15 protein-coding genes and 1 tRNA gene are annotated in these 17,431 nt (G+C 47.3%); 8 read left to right on the top strand and 8 right to left on the bottom strand.

All coding sequences use genetic code 11. The features are described 5' to 3' along the window. Positions 1-187: 187 nt before the first annotated feature. Positions 188-262 (bottom strand) — tRNA-Pro (locus IEY67_RS11920). Between the two features lie 217 nt (positions 263-479). On the opposite strand from IEY67_RS11920, the gene IEY67_RS11925 reads away from it, so the two are divergent. After that, the gene (locus IEY67_RS11925) at positions 480-1,118 is read left to right on the top strand and encodes a recombinase family protein (protein WP_122374460.1); all 639 of its coding nucleotides are present in this window, start codon (positions 480-482) and stop codon (positions 1,116-1,118) included. A gap of 76 nt (positions 1,119-1,194) precedes the next feature. Here IEY67_RS11925 and IEY67_RS11930 read toward each other — a convergent pair whose 3' ends face one another. The 4 genes from IEY67_RS11930 to hypF all read right to left on the bottom strand — a co-directional run bounded on the left by IEY67_RS11930 (position 1,195) and on the right by hypF (position 6,723). Further along, on the bottom strand, positions 1,195-3,255 hold the full coding sequence (locus IEY67_RS11930; protein ID WP_122351588.1) for an acetate--CoA ligase family protein: 2,061 nt from the start codon (positions 3,253-3,255) through the stop codon (positions 1,195-1,197). A 79-nt stretch (positions 3,256-3,334) separates the two neighbouring features. Then, a complete protein-coding gene (gene hypB / locus IEY67_RS11935; protein WP_183671391.1) occupies positions 3,335-4,096 on the bottom strand; it encodes a hydrogenase nickel incorporation protein HypB in 762 nt (253 codons plus the stop codon). A 16-nt stretch (positions 4,097-4,112) separates the two neighbouring features. Next, positions 4,113-4,454, bottom strand: coding sequence for a hydrogenase maturation nickel metallochaperone HypA/HybF (locus tag IEY67_RS11940; RefSeq protein WP_183671390.1), 342 nt, complete (start codon positions 4,452-4,454; stop codon positions 4,113-4,115). Then, positions 4,447-6,723: a carbamoyltransferase HypF gene (gene hypF, locus IEY67_RS11945; RefSeq protein ID WP_183671389.1), complete on the bottom strand. Its 2,277-nt coding sequence runs from the start codon at positions 6,721-6,723 to the stop codon at positions 4,447-4,449. The genes IEY67_RS11940 and hypF overlap by 8 nt, the downstream gene beginning before the upstream one ends. Positions 6,724-6,902: 179 nt before the next feature. On the opposite strand from hypF, the gene IEY67_RS11950 reads away from it, so the two are divergent. From IEY67_RS11950 to IEY67_RS11980, 7 genes are all read left to right on the top strand, one after another. Next, positions 6,903-7,130: a HypC/HybG/HupF family hydrogenase formation chaperone gene (locus IEY67_RS11950; RefSeq protein WP_183671388.1), complete on the top strand. Its 228-nt coding sequence runs from the start codon at positions 6,903-6,905 to the stop codon at positions 7,128-7,130. Next, positions 7,127-8,206 (top strand): hydrogenase formation protein HypD, encoded by a 1,080-nt coding sequence (gene hypD, locus IEY67_RS11955; protein ID WP_183671387.1) that lies wholly within the window; start codon positions 7,127-7,129, stop codon positions 8,204-8,206. Before IEY67_RS11950 ends, hypD begins: the two co-directional genes overlap by 4 nt. A gap of 83 nt (positions 8,207-8,289) precedes the next feature. Continuing rightward, complete coding sequence (hypE, locus tag IEY67_RS11960; protein ID WP_183671386.1) at positions 8,290-9,336, top strand: hydrogenase expression/formation protein HypE; 1,047 nt, start codon at positions 8,290-8,292, stop codon at positions 9,334-9,336. Positions 9,337-9,362: 26 nt separating this feature from the next. Next, entirely contained in the window at positions 9,363-10,460 is a 1,098-nt protein-coding gene (locus IEY67_RS11965; protein ID WP_122351594.1) for a hydrogenase small subunit, read from the top strand. Positions 10,461-10,472: 12 nt separating this feature from the next. Then, positions 10,473-12,194 carry a nickel-dependent hydrogenase large subunit gene (locus tag IEY67_RS11970; RefSeq protein WP_183671385.1) on the top strand — a complete coding sequence of 574 codons (1,722 nt, stop codon included), beginning with the start codon at positions 10,473-10,475 and terminating at the stop codon, positions 12,192-12,194. Positions 12,195-12,205: 11 nt separating this feature from the next. Further along, positions 12,206-12,946, top strand: coding sequence for a Ni/Fe-hydrogenase, b-type cytochrome subunit (cybH, locus tag IEY67_RS11975; RefSeq protein WP_122351596.1), 741 nt, complete (start codon positions 12,206-12,208; stop codon positions 12,944-12,946). A gap of 89 nt (positions 12,947-13,035) precedes the next feature. Then, entirely contained in the window at positions 13,036-13,482 is a 447-nt protein-coding gene (locus IEY67_RS11980) for a HyaD/HybD family hydrogenase maturation endopeptidase (RefSeq protein ID WP_183671384.1), read from the top strand. Positions 13,483-13,517: 35 nt separating this feature from the next. On the opposite strand, the gene IEY67_RS11985 is transcribed toward IEY67_RS11980, so the two are convergent. The 3 genes from IEY67_RS11985 to IEY67_RS11995 form a co-directional block, all read right to left on the bottom strand. After that, positions 13,518-14,417, bottom strand: a complete 900-nt coding sequence (locus IEY67_RS11985) for a substrate-binding domain-containing protein (protein ID WP_229801043.1) — start codon at positions 14,415-14,417, stop codon at positions 13,518-13,520. Positions 14,418-14,655: 238 nt separating this feature from the next. Beyond that, a complete protein-coding gene (locus tag IEY67_RS11990; RefSeq protein ID WP_183671382.1) occupies positions 14,656-16,593 on the bottom strand; it encodes a tetratricopeptide repeat protein in 1,938 nt (645 codons plus the stop codon). A gap of 97 nt (positions 16,594-16,690) precedes the next feature. Continuing rightward, a complete protein-coding gene (locus tag IEY67_RS11995; RefSeq protein ID WP_122374469.1) occupies positions 16,691-17,428 on the bottom strand; it encodes an MIP/aquaporin family protein in 738 nt (245 codons plus the stop codon). Positions 17,429-17,431 lie beyond the last annotated feature (3 nt).

Consider the following 17,431-nt stretch of genomic DNA (forward strand, 5'->3'; position numbering starts at 1 on the left):
TGATAGTTATTTCATGCAACTATCATAATCATATACATTGACTTTCAATCCACACAAAAGAAAAATGAGAGTATGATAGTTTATTTTCAAAAAACAAATCAGGGAAAGAGAACTTCCGGATAAGATATATTATAGAGATTTAAAAATAAAAAAGAGAACCAACTAAACCGTTGATTCTCTTTCTCTGTCGGGGTACCAGGATTCGAACCTGGGACCCCCTGCTCCCAAAGCAGGTGCGCTAACCGGACTGCGCTACACCCCGTTTTACAACCCCTTTATTGTTGATTGCGGTGCAAAGGTAAGCATTTATTTTTATCTTCCAAATATTTCGTGTTCTTTTTTAATTGATTATTTTCGCATCTGTTTATTTACATGATTTAAAGGAAAGGAGGAAAAAGCAGCAGAAAGAAGAAGAATCGAACATGAACATATTGCAAACCAATATGTTATAATATAAACGTATCAACATTGAAAACAGTATGATAATTGCCTATACACGAACATATTCAAACAAGCAACAAAGTGACAATCAAAAAAATGCGATTGAACAGTTTGCCGCGAACAATAACATAATTATCGACAAATGGCATAAAGATACCCGTACAACCTCCTCACGACACAAGAACAGGCTTGAAGATATAATCAAGAATATGAACGCTGGCGACACACTGATTGTAGCCGATGTTACACGCCTGAGCCGAAGGTTGATGGAAATTATGCATTTGATCTTATTATGTATTGAGAAAAAAGTAACCCTTCATTGTCTTAAGGAAGGCTATACTTTTGAAAATAATGTCGACAGCAAAACATTAGCATTTACTTTTGGGCTCGTTTCGGAAATAGAAAGTAAACTAATCTCGACCCGAACAAAAGAATCGTTAGAGATAACCAGAAGCCGGGGTAAAGTGCTCGGGCGGCCGAAAGGAACACCCAAAATGGATCACCTGCTCTCACAAAAAGAACAGATCGAAAAAGAACTCAACGAAGAGAATGCGACTTATGCCGAACTGGCCGAATTTTACCAGGTATCGCTGAGTAGCTTTAAAAAGTTTGTCAGAGACAATATTTCACCTTCACTTCCCGGACGGAAAAAAAGAGGAAGAAAACAGGCAGAATAGAGACTATATATTAAGGGGAATTGAAACAAATCGACAGGCTTATGTTTTCAATTCCCCTTTTTTTATTTGTCTGTTGTTATTTCTCTATCCTGATGCGGGCATCTACCGCAAACAATCCCCGGTCGGTTGCTACCAGCGGATTAATATCCATTTCTTTTATCTCGGATGCAAAACGGAGCAAAGTGGAAAGGCGGACGATGATATCAGCATATTGTTGTTCATCGATACCTTTTTGACCACGCGTTCCCTTAATGATCGGATAACCGCGCAAAGAGCGGATCATGGAATAGGTTTCATCATATGATAACGGAGACAAGCCATAAGAGACATCTTTCAATACTTCGACAAAAATTCCTCCCAGTCCACACAGGATGACATGGCCGAAACCTTCCTCATATTTAGCTCCCAGGAATAACTCCTGCCCTTTCAGCATGGGCTGCACCATAACGGCCGTCACATCCGGCAAACGCATCATACGTTCAAATTCGAACAACAGATGTTCTTCACTACGAATATTCAGGGCTACACCTCCAATATCACTTTTATGTACAGGACCTACGACTTTGGCTACTACAGGGAATTTTACCCGTTTGGCAAAAGCGATCAATTCGTCTTTGTCGGTCGATGTAAATTCATCCACAAGCGGAATATTGGCAGCACCCAGTAAAGTACGAACCTGCTCGGGAGCCAAATATCCGTTTGAAGGAAGCTGGTCGATGATGCGGCGTACCTCAGGCACATTGACCCCATACAGTTGTATATCGGTACTCATCGGCTTCGGCGTATTGATCACACGTGAAAGGGCTGTTCCCAACGTCACTTCATCTGAGAAATTCACATGGCCTTTTTTAACAAAACTGCGAACCTCCGGTCCGGCTGTCACAATAGAAGGGAGCACCGGGAAGATCGGTTTTTTACATTCTTCCATCTTCTTATGAAGCACTTCATAAGCGTCATACAATTTCACCAGTCCCGGACTTCCGAAGATGACCATCATCAGATCGATTTCCTCAAAATGATTTTCGCAATAATCGATCGCGGTAGCCAGATGTTCCGGTGTTCCCGTTCCGATAATATCGATCGGGTTGCCCACTGCAGCCCCCGGATATAATTTAGATTTCAGTTCGGTAGCGACAGGCCCTTCCAGGTTCGGAACATTCAGACGGCCTTTGGAAAGCGCATCGGCCAACATAACTGCCGGACCTCCGGCATGTGTGATGATAGCACAGTTCTTTCCTTTTACATCCTTCAGGGTAAAGATACTGGCAACAGTCGTCAGTTCTTCACGGCTGAAACAACGTACGATGCCCGCCTTGCGGAACAAAGCCTCAACTGCCGAATCAGAGCTGGCAATCGCACCGGTATGCGAAGAGGCCGCACGTTTTCCGGACTCTGTACTTCCTGCCTTGATCGCTGCAATATGGCATCCTTTACGAATCAATGAAGAAGCATGATAAAGCAGTTTATCGGGATTCTTGATCTGCTCGATATACAGCATTTTTATTTTTGAGTCGAGTACAGGATCAAAATGACGGTCCATATATTCGATCACCTCCTCCACTCCGATCTGTTTGGAGTTGCCGACAGACCAGACAGACGAGAAGCGCAAGCCTTTAGTCAGCGCCGATTCGATAATGAAAAGCGCCGTACCGCCTGAACTGGAGATAAAATCCACTCCGTCCGGATGAAATTCGGGTATAGGTTGCGTAAATACGCCATGGAAATTCATATTCATCAGTCCGATACAGTTCGGACCGATCATGGATGCTCCCGCTTCATTCACACTTTCGAGCATCTGATTTTCCAGAATGGCCCCTTCGTGAGTCTCCTCTCCAAATCCGGCAGAGACTACAATAAAGGCTTTTACATTCTTCTGTTTTGCCAATACATCGACAGCTTCAGGACATGAAGGACCGGGAATTGATATAATAGCCATTTCCGTATCCGGTATATCGTGTACGGAATGATACGATTTCAGACCTTGCACGTCGTCTTCCTTGGCATTCACGACATACAACTCTCCTTTATATTTACCATCGAGGAGGTTTCGTACCAAACGCCCACCCGGCTTGTGTACATTATTTGAGCCGCCTACAACGACTATGCTCTTCGGGTCGATTAATTCTCGGTTAATCATAACATTTTGATTATTTAATTCAATGAACCGGAACAAATATAGCTTTTTTCATCTATTTATCCATCGGATTCCGGGTTATTTATTTACATTTTGCACATTCCAGACACAACCAGTCACACCAGGCATCCATACCGTCGCCTTTCATAGCCGATACTTCAAAAACCGTTAAATGGTGATTCACCTTTAAAGCATTATTTTTCAATGTCTCTATATCTGTATTGAGATAGGGTGCAAGGTCTGTCTTGTTAATCACACAGACATCTGCTTCTGCAAAGATATGCGGGTATTTCAAAGGTTTGTCATCTCCTTCGGTCGTACTTACAATAACCACTTTCTTCGCTTCACCGAGATCGAACATGGCAGGGCAAACCAGATTGCCGACATTCTCAATAAACAAGATCGAGCCGTTTGCCGGAGAAAGATGTTTCACCGCATGATTTACCATATCAGCCTCCAGATGGCAACCCGTTCCGGTATTTACCTGGAAGACAGGGATATTCAGAGCGGCAATACGATCTGCATCATTGGAGGTCTGCTGGTCACCTTCGATAACATACAACGGAAGTTTACCATTCAAACGGCGGACGGTCTCTTCCAGCAATGTCGTCTTTCCGGAACCGGGCGAACTCATCAGGTTCAGGCAGAATATTTCTTTTGCTTCAAAATAACCGCGGTTACGTTCTGCCAGCAGATTGTTTCGCTGGAGAATATCCTGTTCGAGTGTTATTACCTTATCCCCATCGTGGTGGTGATGATGATGTTCATGGCCATGATCATGATGATGATCGTGATGGTCATGTTCGTGATGATGGTGTTCTCCACACCCGCAAGTTCCACACATAAGCGTTTTGTATTTATTATTTAATAACAATCGATTTCACACGAAGTTCTTTTCCTTTAATGATTTTAACACAATAAGAACCGCATGCCGGACAAGGCGTGAATAAAGCCTCCATTGGAAAGAACTGTCCGCAATCCGTACAGGTTCCCTCACCGTCAATAATATGACGAACGATCGAAGCATGTTCGAGCATGGAACCTTTCACCGCACTTTCAAGGGCGAAGTCAAGCGTATGTAATTCCACACCGGCCAGACGCCCGATTTCCAGTTCCAGTTCTTCGACTGCTTCCGAATGACGACTGCGCGCCTGCTCTTCCGCCAGTTCGACTATACTTTGAGCAATAGACATTTCATGCATAATCAGTACTATTTTTCCGGGAAGCGGCAATGGCCAGCTGACCGACTGCGACTCCCCCATCATTACAAGGTATACGGCCCGGGACATACAATGAAATATCCTCATCCGCAAATAAGCGTTGCAACTGTTCCGTCAACCGTTTGTTTTGAAAACAGCCGCCGGAGATAACCACCCGGGTCGCCCCGGTCTGCTGCAGATAACGTTTAGCTTCTGCCAGCAGAAGAAACGCTATTGCATTATGGAATTTTGCCGCTATATCAGCGACAGAGACTCCGGAAGCCAGATCGTTCAGCAATCCTTCAAACATAGGGCGGAAAGAGACAACCCCTTCTTTTATTATAACCGGATACTGCGCCGACTGTTCACTCCCTGCTGCTTGTTCCAACCGCACGGGAGCCTCAGCCTGATGCGTCGACACGTCACAAAGCCCAAGCAAAGAGGCGACAGCGTCAAATAACCGGCCGGCACCCGATGTATAAGGCGTATTGATACCCTTTTCCATCATGGTTACCAGCAACCGGATCTTATCCGCACCTATCCGTTCAGTAAACCCTTCCGGAAAACGGGCGGCATCTCCCCAGTAATGCCATAAATAAGCAACAGCCATCCGCCAGGGTTCTACAGCTGCTTTATCGCCACCGGGCAAAGGGACATATTCGAAATGTGACAGGCGGTGATACACCTTCCGGTCACAGAGGAAAAACTCACCTCCCCACACTTTCCCGTCATCCCCCAGACCAGTCCCATCCAAGACGATAGCAACGACTTTTTCATGTAAGCCATATTCCAGCATACAAGCCGCAGCATGGGCATGATGGTGCTGTACTTTCAGCAACGGCAAGCCGGAACATGCAGCTACACGCTCCGCCTCCCGGGATGATAAATAATCAGGATGCATGTCACATACAAGCACAGAGGGGGTAAAGCGAAAAAGATGCCGGAAACGTTCCAGCGATTCTGTATAAAAACTGAATGTTTCCCAGTTCTTCAAATCACCGATATATTGGCTTTGCAAAACCGTATCCCCTTTCCCCAAAGCAAATGTGTTTACCTTTTCCGCACCAAAAGCCCATATTCCTTCTACCGGAACATCTGCAAAGAAAGGCTCCGGCACATAACCCCGCGAACGACGGATCAGACAAGGCTGGTCACCGCAAACCTGAAGAACCGAGTCGTCCACCCGGTTATGAATATCCCTGTTGTGATGAAGTAACAGGGCGACTTTACCGGATAGTTGTTCCTCTGCCTCAGCAGGCGTTATGGCAATCGGTCGATCACTCAGGTTTCCACTGGTCATCACCAAAGCCGGAGTGCCGAGGGCAGCAAACCAATCGTAATGCAGGGGCATATAAGGCAGCATGCAGCCTAACGTTTGCATATCGGGGTTTATATCAGCGGCAAGCCTTCTCTTTTGTTTCAGCAATACGATCGGACGCCGCCAGGAAAGCAGGCAATCTTCTTCGACCGGATTTACTTCTACATATTGTTTCAACTGTTCCATATCACGGAACATAACGGCAAAAGGTTTACCGTCACGCTGTTTTATCATCCGTAAACGGGTTACGGCCCGGTCGTTCAGGGCATCACATATCAAATGGTAACCACCGATACCTTTTGCTGCGATCACTTCTCCTTCACTAAGCAGGCGAACGGACAGATCGAGCAACTCATTATAGTCTTCCGTCTTTACATTATTATATATAGCATAATAAAAAGGCCCGCAATGATTACAGGCCACAGGTTGTGCATGAAAACGACGGTCGCTGACTGTCGTATATTCCTTCCGGCAATCCGGACACATGGCAAAGGCAGACATAGTTGTCTGCTGCCGGTCGTAAGGAAGATCACGAATGATGGAAAAACGCGGACCGCAATGCGTACAGTTAATAAAAGGGTACCGCAGACGATGCGGTTGTATCTTTCTGTCGCGAAGACATTCGGGACAAACGGCAATATCAGGTGCCACCTGTGTTACTTCTTCCGAATCGGAACGGCTGGGAATAATGGTAAAACCGGCCTGTCCGATATCTTCATGCTCCGTTTCCGAGATTTGTATGCTATGGATAAAAGCTACCGGAGGATGCTCTTCTCTGATCCGGGAAATAAACGTCTCCTGTTGCTCCGGTGTCAGAACAGCATGAATGCAAACACCGTTATTCCGGTTGTCTACTTCCCCTCTTATCCCCATCTCGTTTGCAATACGATAGATAAACGGACGAAAGCCAACCCCTTGCACCAATCCACGGATTATCAATTTCGATATCTTCACCCTTCTTTGTTTTACGATCCGAACAAATATAGAAGGTTTAACCAGAATAAACAAACCATACCCTCGACAAAGCTGATAATTTTTATTTATCACTTAATAGATAATATGTATCATTTAACACATCTTTTCCCGAACATATTGGCTACTTTTGGAGTTGTTAATAAAAAACAAAGAAGCTTATGTGTCTTGCTGTTCCTGGTAAAATAATAAGTATAGACCGGTCTGTGCCCGACCTGGCAATGGCTAAGGTCGATTTCAGCGGCGTCACGAAGGATATTTGTATCCAATGGGTGGATGCAGCGGAAGGCGATTATATACTGGCGCATGCCGGGATGGCAATCTCTGTCGTCAATGCCCGGGAAGCTGAAGAGACGCTGGAAGACCTCAGAAAACTGGAGCGTATATGAAATACGTTGACGAATATCGCAACAACGAGCAGGTGCAGGCGCTTGTCCGGGCCATCCGTAAGGCGACAACCCAGACGTGGCATATCATGGAAATATGCGGCGGACAGACGCATGCCATCGCCCGTTACCGTTTGGAAGAGATGTTGCCGGAACAGGTCCGCCTGCTTCATGGCCCCGGTTGTCCGGTCTGTGTCACACCGGTTACTCTGATAGACCAGGCTCTGGAATTAGCCAAACGCCCCGATGTCATACTGGCTTCGTTCGGAGACATGATGCGTGTACCGGGAACCCGTGAAGATCTGTTGCAGGTAAAAGCACACGGAGCAGATGTTCGTATGCTTTACTCACCACTCGATGCGGTCAGGCTGGCGGAGACTAATCCGGGAAAGGAAGTCGTTTTCTTCGCTATAGGCTTTGAAACGACAGCGCCGGTACATATGATGGCATTGAAGGAAGCGCAACGGAAGAAATTATCCAACTTCTCTTTACTGACTTCGCTATTCACCGTTCCGCCCGCAATAGATGCGATCCTTTCCGATCCGGAAAGTAAAGTAGACGGATTCCTGACAGCCGGTCATGTTTGTGCTATCACCGGAAATTCAGCCTATCATCAATTAGCAGAAAAATATAAGACACCGATGGTTGTCACCGGTTTTGAGCCGGTCGACCTACTGCTGGGGATTTACCGTTGCCTGCTGCAACTGGAGAACGGAAGCTATTTTGTTGAAAATGCTTACCGCCGTGCCGTGCCGGAAGAGGGTAATCCGGCTGCTCGCGCATTGATGGACGAGACACTTGAACCATGCGATCAGGAATGGCGCGGAATCGGCATAATTCCCGGTAGCGGTTTACAATTGAAGAAAACGTATGCAATCTATTCCTCCCGGGAGAAATTTCCATTCCTTCCGAGAGAAACTGAAATTTCATCCGAATGTATTGCCGGAAACATCATGAGGGGCGTGAGCCAACCTTCCGACTGTCCTTTCTTCGGAAAAGCCTGTTCGCCGGAACGCCCGATGGGGGCACCGATGGTTTCTTCGGAAGGGGTTTGCGCGGCATACTATAAATATAGTTGACAGTTGACAAGTGACAGTTGACAGGTTTCAGACGCGAAGCCTAAACTGTCACTTGTCAACTGTCAACTGTCAACTATAAAGATATGAAGAACGAAGATTTTAATTGTCCGGTTCCATTTAATGACTCCGACTGTGTATTAATGGCACATGGCGGAGGCGGACGGATGACACATCGGTTGATAAGCGATATTTTCTATCCGGCATTCCGCAATCCGTTACTGGAACAGGATCATGACGGTTGCGTGTTCCCCGTTCAGGAAGGACGCATGGCCTACTCGACCGACTCATTTGTTGTCGATCCGATATTCTTTCCCGGCGGCGATATCGGCGACCTGGCAGTGAACGGTACGGTAAACGATCTGGCATGTTGCGGTGCCCGGCCGCTTTACCTGACAGCCGGGTTTATACTGGAAGAAGGTTTGCCATTATCCGACCTGCAACGCATCGTCCGCTCCATGCGGAAAGCTGCCGATAAAGCCGGAGTACAGATCGTTGCCGGCGATACCAAAGTGGTGGAACGCGGCAAATGCGACAAACTGTTCATCAATACCAGCGGTATCGGAGTCGTGCCGGAAGGCATCCGTATCGCTCCCGACCGTGTACGACCCGGAGATGTCGTCATCTGTAGCGGTCCGATCGGAGCGCACGGTATCACGATCCTTTCTGCCCGCGAAAGCCTCGGTTTTGAAACAAATCTGAAAAGTGATACAGTTTCGTTAAACAATATGCTTTCTCAGTTGTTAAAAAATATAGAGGAAGTACATGTGCTTCGTGACCCGACACGCGGCGGAGTAAGCGGAACACTGAACGAGATAGCGAAAGCAGCCCGTGTTGAAATTGTTTTGGATGAAGCATCCCTCCCCATCCCCGATGCCGTGAAAGGTGCTTCGGAAATACTGGGACTCGACCCGCTTTATATTGCCAACGAAGGATTGGTGCTGGTTATCCTGCCGGAAACCCGGTCACAAGAGGCTCTCGCTGTGATGAAAAGCTTTCCGGAAGGAAAGAATGCAACGATCATCGGCCGTATAACCGGAGAGGATAATGCAATCGTAAAAATGAAAACACCGTACGGCAACTACCGGATCGTCGATATGCTGAGCGGTGAACAGCTACCACGTATTTGCTGAAAAGAAAACCAATAAATTGCGAAAATATGGAAAATAAAAGACCTACCGTCTACGAAGAATGCCGGCAAAAAGGCATCTCTCGAAGGGATTTCCTGAAATTCTGTACCACCATGGCGGCCCTTATGGGACTGGAATCCTCCGGTGTGGCCCAGGTTGTCAACGCACTGGAAACCAAACCGCGCCTGCCGGTTATCTGGCTTCACCTCCAGGAATGTACCTGCTGTACTGAATCGTTCATCCGTGCTGCGCATCCGATCGTGGCAACACTTCTACTCGACAAGATTTCACTCGACTATACGGAAACGTTGATGGCTGCAGCCGGTGAACAGGCTGAAGCAGCTAAGGAAGAGACGATGAAAAAGTATTACGGTGAATACTTGCTTATGATCGAAGGATCGATCCCGACAAAAGACGAAGGTTATTGCTGCGTAGGCGGCAAAAGTGCTTTGCAGATCACCGAAGAGGCTGCCAAAGGTGCAAAAGCGATCATCGCCTGGGGTAACTGTGCATGCGCCGGTTGCGTACAGGCAGCCAACCCGAACCCGACAGGGGCCAAAGCGATCCATAAAGTAATCAAAGGTAAACCTATTATTAATGTACAAGGCTGTCCTCCTATCGCAGACGTGATGGCCGGTGTCATCATCTATATGCTGACATTCGAACGTATGCCGCAACTCGACGGCCTAGGACGTCCCAAGATGTTTTATTCCCGCCGTGTACATGACTCCTGTTACCGCCGTGCCAACTTCGATGCCGGTCTTTTCGTGGAAAGCTTCGACGATGAAAATGCCAAACATGGATACTGCCTCTACAAAGTCGGCTGCAAAGGACCCAGCACTTACAATTCGTGCGGGATCATCAAATGGAATGAAGGAACCAGCTACCCGATCCAGAGCGGTCACCCCTGCCTGGGTTGCAGCGAGGAAAACTTTTGGGACAACAGTCCGTTCTATAAACGAATGCCCGACGTCCACGGTTTCGGAATTGAAGCGACAGCCGACCAGATCGGCCTCGCCCTGGGAACAGCCACAGCTGCCGGTATAGCCGTCCACGCCGTAGCAACCAATATCCGTAAAAAGAAACTCATCGATAATGAGGAACCGGAAAGTACATCTAACATCTAAATTTGCAATACCATGTCAGAAAGAATCGTTATAGACCCTATCACCCGTATCGAAGGCCATCTCCGGGTAGAAGCAGCCATAGAAGGCGGCAAAATCAAAGATGCATATAGTTCCGGAACAATGGTTCGGGGAATTGAAAATATAGTCCGTAACCGCGATCCCCGCGATGCCTGGGTATTCGTCGGACGCGTCTGTGGCGTATGTACCTCCATTCATTCGCTCTGTTCTGTCCGAGCGGTGGAACAGGCGTTGGATATCACCATCCCTCCTAACGCGGAAATGGTTCGCAATATTATGGAAGCAGTGCTTTACATGCACGATCATACGGTCCACTTCTACCAGTTGCATGCACTGGATTGGGTAGATATCGTATCGGCCCTGAAAGCTGATCCGAAAGCTGCCGCCCTCCTCGCCCAGCAATTATCGCCGTGGGCTAAAAACACGGAAGGCTATTTCAGAAACACTCAGGAACGCCTGAAGAAATTCGTAGCCAGCGGACAGCTCGGTATCTTTGCCAACGGCTATTGGGGCCATCCTGCCTATAAACTGACGCCGGAACAGAACCTTATCGCAACCGTCCATTACCTGGATGCACTGGAATGGCAAAAGGAAATCGTCAAAGTACATGCCGTATTCGGTGGTAAAAACCCGCACCCGAACTTCCTGGTGGGCGGTATGCCGTGCAGCATCGACCTCAACGAAGCGAATGCAATCAACGCCGAACGTCTGGCGCTGGTTAAACAGAAACTTCAGGAAGGGAAAGACTTTATCGACCAGGTATATATCCCTGACCTGCTGATGATCGCCGAAGTCTATAAAGACGAATGGAGCAAAATCGGAGGCGGCGTTAGCAACTATCTGTCTTATGGAGATTTCCCATTGCACGGATATGCCGGTATAGAGGATTATCTGAGTCCGCGGGGTATCGTACTCGACCGTGACCTGAGCAAGGTCCATCCGGTAGACGCCAACTCTTCGGAAGAGATAAAAGAATATATCTACCATTCCTGGTATAAATATACAGAAGGCGACAAAGCCGGTTTGCATCCGTACGACGGAGAAACAAATCTGGAATACACCGGTCCGAAACCTCCCTATAAATATCTGGATGTAGAAGATAAATATAGCTGGATCAAAACGCCGCGTTGGAAAGGCCAGCCGATGGAAGTAGGTCCTCTTGCCCGTCTGATCGTAGCATACGCAGCAGGTAAAGAACCACAGAAAACAGCTGTCGACAATGTTTTGAGACAGCTTAATCTCCCGGCTGAAGCTCTCTTCTCCACACTGGGACGCACAGCCGCCCGTGGTATCGAGACGCAGCTTGTTGCCGGTTGGTCGCTCGAGTTCTTCGACCAGTTAATGAAGAACCTGGAGAACGGAGATTCTCGTATGGCTAATCCGGTGATGTGGGAAAACGAAAACTGGCCGAAGAAGGCGCAAGGCGTAGGACTGACAGAAGCTCCGCGCGGTGCTCTCGCCCATTTCATCGTGATAGAGAACAACCGGGTGAAAAACTACCAGATGGTAGTTCCTACCACCTGGAACGCCTCGCCCAGGGATGAAAACGGCAACCTTTCGCCCTATGAATCGGCCCTGATCGGCACACCGATACACGATGCCAACCAGCCGCTCGAAATCCTCCGGACAATCCATTCCTTCGACCCGTGCCTGGCTTGCGCCGTGCATCTGTATGACGAGGAAGGGAAGTATGTGCACCAAATGGATACGTTTTAAATAGTATTGCTATGAAAAGTCGTAAAAAACGTCTTACTGAAGTATACGTATGGGAACTTCCCGTACGTATCTACCATTGGGTGAATGCCTTGTGTATCGTCATACTGTGCATCACCGGGTTCATTATTGCCGATCCGCCTGCCATACTGAATGCTTCGGAAGCCTATTTCAGTTATTGGTTCGGCGTAGTCCGTTTCATCCATTTTGTAGCGGCATTCGTGTTCTTCTTCAACTTCGTGTTCCGCCTGTACTGGGGATTCGTGGGAAACCGCTTTGCCCGGTGGACAAACTTTATTCCGCTAAAGAAATCACAGTGGCAGGAAGTATTGGAAGTAATAAAGGTCGACATCCTGATGATAAAGAACAAACCGGTAGAAAGCATCGGCCATAATGCGCTGGCAAGCCTGATCTACTTCGGTACATTCTGGGCATTTCTGTTGCAAAGTATTACAGGTTTCGGATTGTATGCCAAAATGAGCCAGTCGGTCTTCCCCCAACTGTTTGCCTGGACCATCCCGTTGATGGGCGGCGATTTGATGGCACGCCAGATTCATCATTTCCTGATGTGGTTCTTTATTCTCTTTGCCATTGTCCATGTATATCTGGTATTCTACCACGATTACATCGAACAACGCGGTGAAACATCCTCGATCATCGGTGGCTGGAAGTTTATTGAAGAAGATATCGCCGATAAGGAAGAAATAACGGAGACTGCCGAAGCAATCACCAAGATAGCTAAAAAAAATGACTGATATTGCAGACGGACATACGGGCGTATGCTTGTTCCTCATACCCCCGTATCTCAGACTGTAATATATCCTACAAGGAAAAGAACTATAGAATGGAAAAGAAAACTCTTATATTAGGTGTCGGCAATTTATTGCTGAAAGACGAAGGAGTCGGTATCCACGTGATCCGTGCCCTGGAAAAAGAAACGCTTCCCACCCATGTCACCCTGATGGATGGCGGGACGGGAGGCTTGCATTTGATCAGCTGGCTGACGGGATATGACCATATCATCATGGTAGATGCCACCCTCGACACTCATCCGCCGGGAACGGTCCGCCTCATCCGTCCGAAATACGCCAGCGATTATCCACCCTTGATGAGTGCACATGAAATCGGTCTCCGCGACATGATCGAAACAATGATCCTGACCGGCGACCTGCCGGAGGTCCATCTTATCGTCGTATCGGCCGCCAATCTGAATGAAGTAAATATGGAACTGACTCCGAAAGTAGAAGCCTCTATTCCGGAGGTTATAAAAGTGATACGGGAACTGATTTAAAAATACTCCTGTGCACGAATCGACAACCATACAGGTCAGTAAGGCGAATTACTATCCTGATATTCCCGGACATTCTCTTTATTCACGACTGTTGCAGGCATCACGATTTGCTTTTCTTCCGGAGACTTACCTTTCAGTATATCATCCGCCAGATCTATACATTTGGTAATCATGGACGGAGAATAAAGCGTTGTCGCTACATCCGTGACCGTTGTTGAAAGGATCAGTGAAAAGAAAGTCTGCGATCCGCCGCAACCAACAACTACTTTGATATCGTTACGGCCAGATTCACCGATGGCTTCAATCACACCTGCCGCCACTTCATCGTCCTGAGCATAAAAGGCATCTACAGACGGATCACTGGCTAAAATACCGGCAGCCGCAGCCTTACCATCGGCACTTGTGTATAATGACAGGGATTGTGTTGTCACCTGAGTAGAAGGTGATTTGGCCCCCATCTCCTCCGTAAAAGCACCGACACGGGCATCACTCGATGCCGGATCTTGTGTTACTTCGAAAGCAACCACATGCACAGCTCCTTTCGATGCTATATAATCGGCAGCATTCTTTCCGGCTGCCCCGTTATCACCCTGCACCAGGGCAGCGTATCCGTCTGTGATTCCATCCTCAAACATTATAACCGGAATCCCTGCCGAAAGAGCGACATCGAGTACCTCTTTACCGATGCCTTCGGGAACCACCACCAATGCCCGGCAACCGGATTCCACAGCCATCTTGATCTGATGAGCTTGCTGTGCGGCATCTTTCGCCACGTAGGTAGAATAAGTCAGCCCCTTCGCTTCGAGCTGGTTTGTCGCATAGTAACTCAAAGCGGTACGCCAGCTATTTGTCTGGCTTTTCAAACAGACAGCCACCTCAGGATGCTGTGCCGGACACGGCTCGTCATCATCGCTGCAAGCTGTAAATAAGATCATCACTGAAAAGATAACACTGGTAATAGTAAACAATCGCCTTAATAAAGATAATCTGCTCAAATTTGAAAATGTAATAGTTTTCATGTTCGCTAATTTTAATTCATATTTAGTGGTAACTATGATTCAGGTTCATATACAGAAAACGAAACTTAAAGCCTATGCCATTTCCTAAAAACGGCTATAGACAATCCAATAGACAATTACGATAGCAAAGAATAAGGCCCTGATTTATAATTTTTCAGAGACTGTCTATATAATCTTCCAGCGATACCTCCTTTTCAAGTCCCAGCTTCTTCCGGAAACGGAAACGGGATGTATTCACACTTGCCCGGTTATTTCCTAAAGCGAACGCTATTTCATCGGAGGATAGATGCAGGCGGACAAGCATCGCCAACAGTTCCTCACTACGGGTCACTGTGGGACAAACCTTTCTCAGCCCCGACAGGAAAGACGGATAAAGAAAACAGAACTGACGCCGGAACTCCTGTTCTTCTTCGTTAGTCAGCAGACGGGGAGACAGACTGTTGATCACCTCCTGCATGGTATGTTGGGCATCTGCCTTTTCTATCTGCAAACGGAGTTCTTCGTTTTTACGGTTCATATTTTGCCACTCGGCTAACATCTGACGAAGATTCGACTCATGACGCAACCGCAAAGCACGATGGCGCAGGATCAACCAAAGCAGGAAAGCCGTACCCAGCAGAAAGGATACTATACCGATCAGTACATAATATTGCGTGGTACGTTTCTGTAGTTGCAGTTCAGAACGTAACAACCGGTTATCCTGTTCCTTTTCCCTCGTTTCATATCTGACCCGGAACTGCGACATCAGTCCGGCATTCCGTCGCTCTGTGAATACCAGTCCAGCCTGGTGAGCCATCAAAAGATAACGGGAAGATTCGTCCGGGCGCTTTGTTTCTGCGTACAATCTTCCCAACGCATAATAGACCAGACGTTGCTGATTGACCAATTGATTCTTTTGAATATAATCTGTACAAGCCAGATAAGCATCAATCGCCAATTCCCGCTCTCCTTCTTCTGCCAAAACATCACCCAACAAACGATAAGTCAGGACCGACAGGTTGTTCAACGGTTTATCTTTCAGCTGTCCGATCAATTCTCGTGCCCTGATAACCGCCTGAAGATCTTTCCCCTTCGTTTCACCTACAGCCAGGATACAGGCATAATTATCATAAAACTCATGATAAAACGAATTTTGCGAACGGTCCGGCATACGAACTTGCATGCTATCCAGTAAAACACGGGCTTTATCGTATTCCTCACTTTGAAGGGTATAATAAACCGACAAGTTATCTACCCGCAGGAAAGCATCGGGAACACCGCTCCGTTCGGCAGCCTCACGGGCCTTATCGAGATGAACCGTCACTTCTTCCTCCAATCCCCATTCGTCATAAAGATGAACTATGTTAGTCTCGGCAGCACATAGTCCGTAAGGGTTCTTTTCCCCCTCACCGGATGCCAATAAAGCATCATAAACAGCAAGAGCTTTTTCAAATTCGCCAACCTGCTGATATTGATAGATTAGATTACCCAGTACAAATACGATCTTTGACTGATCTTCCAAAGTCCTTATGATCTCCAGACTCCGTTCTCCACAACTAATCGCCTTACGTATTTCACCAGCCTGATTGTAAATGACGGAGGCAATTCCGTTGTCCACGTAAAGCTGTTCATTCTTTCTGCCTTCCTCCTCGCGGGATAAGGCACGGTCCACCAAAGCAACGGCTTCTTCCAGACGCGTAGCTTCATAGAGGGAATAAGCTGTACAGATTTCCACACTACGAGGATGATTCCGTACAAACCAAAATTTCTTTTCTTTATATATACGGTTGAAATAATCTGCTCCATCCTTCCGTTGCCCGGCAAAGATATAGCAATAGACCAATTGCAGAAATCCATCGTCCATCAAAGCGACGACCGGCTTCATGTCATTATCCGTCGGTTCCAGAGAAATGAGCTGTTGATAAGCTGATATGGCTGCGGAGTAATTTTCGCCTTGCTGTTGTTCACGGGCTTCATCGAACAGTAATTGCGCCCGATTATGAAATTCAGATAATGAATCCGGAGACAAAACGGCTTGGTCACCTGGGCTATTACGATTTCCACATCCGGATAGTATCAGACAAAGGGCTAAAATCAAAGTGGCTATTCTCATTTCAATATACTTAAGTTGAATCTGGTTATCATTCCTCTTTCGGAATAATATCACGAATATACCACTTTTATGTATAAAATAAAAGAGCTTCGATACTCTATTTCAGCACATAATAAAGCATCGCAGCCAGGGCAGATCCTACAAGCGGTGCAATTCCGGGGATCCAGGCATATTCCCAGTGGCTGCTTCCTTTTGCTTTGATCGGGAGAATCATGTGCATAAAACGGGGAGCCAGGTCACGTGCCGGATTAATGGCGTATCCCGTCGGGCCACCTAACGAAAGGCCGATCACCCAAACGGTAAAAGCAACCGGAATAGCTCCCACCGACCCCAGTCCTATAGGTAAAGTACTGTTACTGTCGTAGGTCAGCTCTCCATCCGTTATATAGAAAACGACAAACATCAGGACGAATGCTCCCACCATCTCCGTCAGGAAATTGATCAGCGGATTACTAATAGCCGGATTCGTACAGAAGACCCCCAGTTTTATTCCCTGATCATCCGTCGCATCAAAATGATCTTTATAAACGAGCCAGACAATCAAAGCTCCGGCCGCTGCCCCCAAAAACTGCGCAAGGATATAAACAGGCACTTCGCTCCACGGAAAAGTACCCCCGATCGCCAAACCGATCGAAACGGCAGGGTTCAGATGGGCACCGCTATAAGGTCCTGCCACAACGACCCCGATAAAGACACCTAACGCCCAGGCTGTAGTGATAGCCAGCCACCCGGCACCATACCCTTTGGTCTTCGCCAGGCAAACATTGGCAACCACGCCTCCTCCCATCAGGAGAAGCAACATCGTCCCTATAAATTCTGCAAAAAAAGGTGTCATCTC

The organism is Parabacteroides faecis, from assembly GCF_014647375.1.
In the GTDB taxonomy this organism is placed as follows: Bacteria; Bacteroidota; Bacteroidia; order Bacteroidales; family Tannerellaceae; genus Parabacteroides; species Parabacteroides faecis.

Bases quoted from the DNA above. Each gene is read 5' to 3' on its own strand.
- IEY67_RS11925 (WP_122374460.1), top strand. From the start codon at position 480: ATGATAATTGCCTATACACGAACATATTCAAACAAGCAACAAAGTGAC.
- IEY67_RS11930 (WP_122351588.1), bottom strand. From the start codon at position 3,255: ATGATTAACCGAGAATTAATCGACCCGAAGAGCATAGTCGTTGTAGGC.
- hypB (WP_183671391.1), bottom strand. From the start codon at position 4,096: ATGTGTGGAACTTGCGGGTGTGGAGAACACCATCATCACGAACATGAC.
- IEY67_RS11940 (WP_183671390.1), bottom strand. From the start codon at position 4,454: ATGCATGAAATGTCTATTGCTCAAAGTATAGTCGAACTGGCGGAAGAG.
- IEY67_RS11950 (WP_183671388.1), top strand. From the start codon at position 6,903: ATGTGTCTTGCTGTTCCTGGTAAAATAATAAGTATAGACCGGTCTGTG.
- hypD (WP_183671387.1), top strand. From the start codon at position 7,127: ATGAAATACGTTGACGAATATCGCAACAACGAGCAGGTGCAGGCGCTT.
- hypE (WP_183671386.1), top strand. From the start codon at position 8,290: ATGAAGAACGAAGATTTTAATTGTCCGGTTCCATTTAATGACTCCGAC.
- IEY67_RS11965 (WP_122351594.1), top strand. From the start codon at position 9,363: ATGGAAAATAAAAGACCTACCGTCTACGAAGAATGCCGGCAAAAAGGC.
- IEY67_RS11970 (WP_183671385.1), top strand. From the start codon at position 10,473: ATGTCAGAAAGAATCGTTATAGACCCTATCACCCGTATCGAAGGCCAT.
- cybH (WP_122351596.1), top strand. From the start codon at position 12,206: ATGAAAAGTCGTAAAAAACGTCTTACTGAAGTATACGTATGGGAACTT.
- IEY67_RS11980 (WP_183671384.1), top strand. From the start codon at position 13,036: ATGGAAAAGAAAACTCTTATATTAGGTGTCGGCAATTTATTGCTGAAA.
- IEY67_RS11985 (WP_229801043.1), bottom strand. From the start codon at position 14,417: ATGATCTTATTTACAGCTTGCAGCGATGATGACGAGCCGTGTCCGGCA.
- IEY67_RS11990 (WP_183671382.1), bottom strand. From the start codon at position 16,593: ATGAGAATAGCCACTTTGATTTTAGCCCTTTGTCTGATACTATCCGGA.
- IEY67_RS11995 (WP_122374469.1), bottom strand. From the start codon at position 17,428: ATGACACCTTTTTTTGCAGAATTTATAGGGACGATGTTGCTTCTCCTG.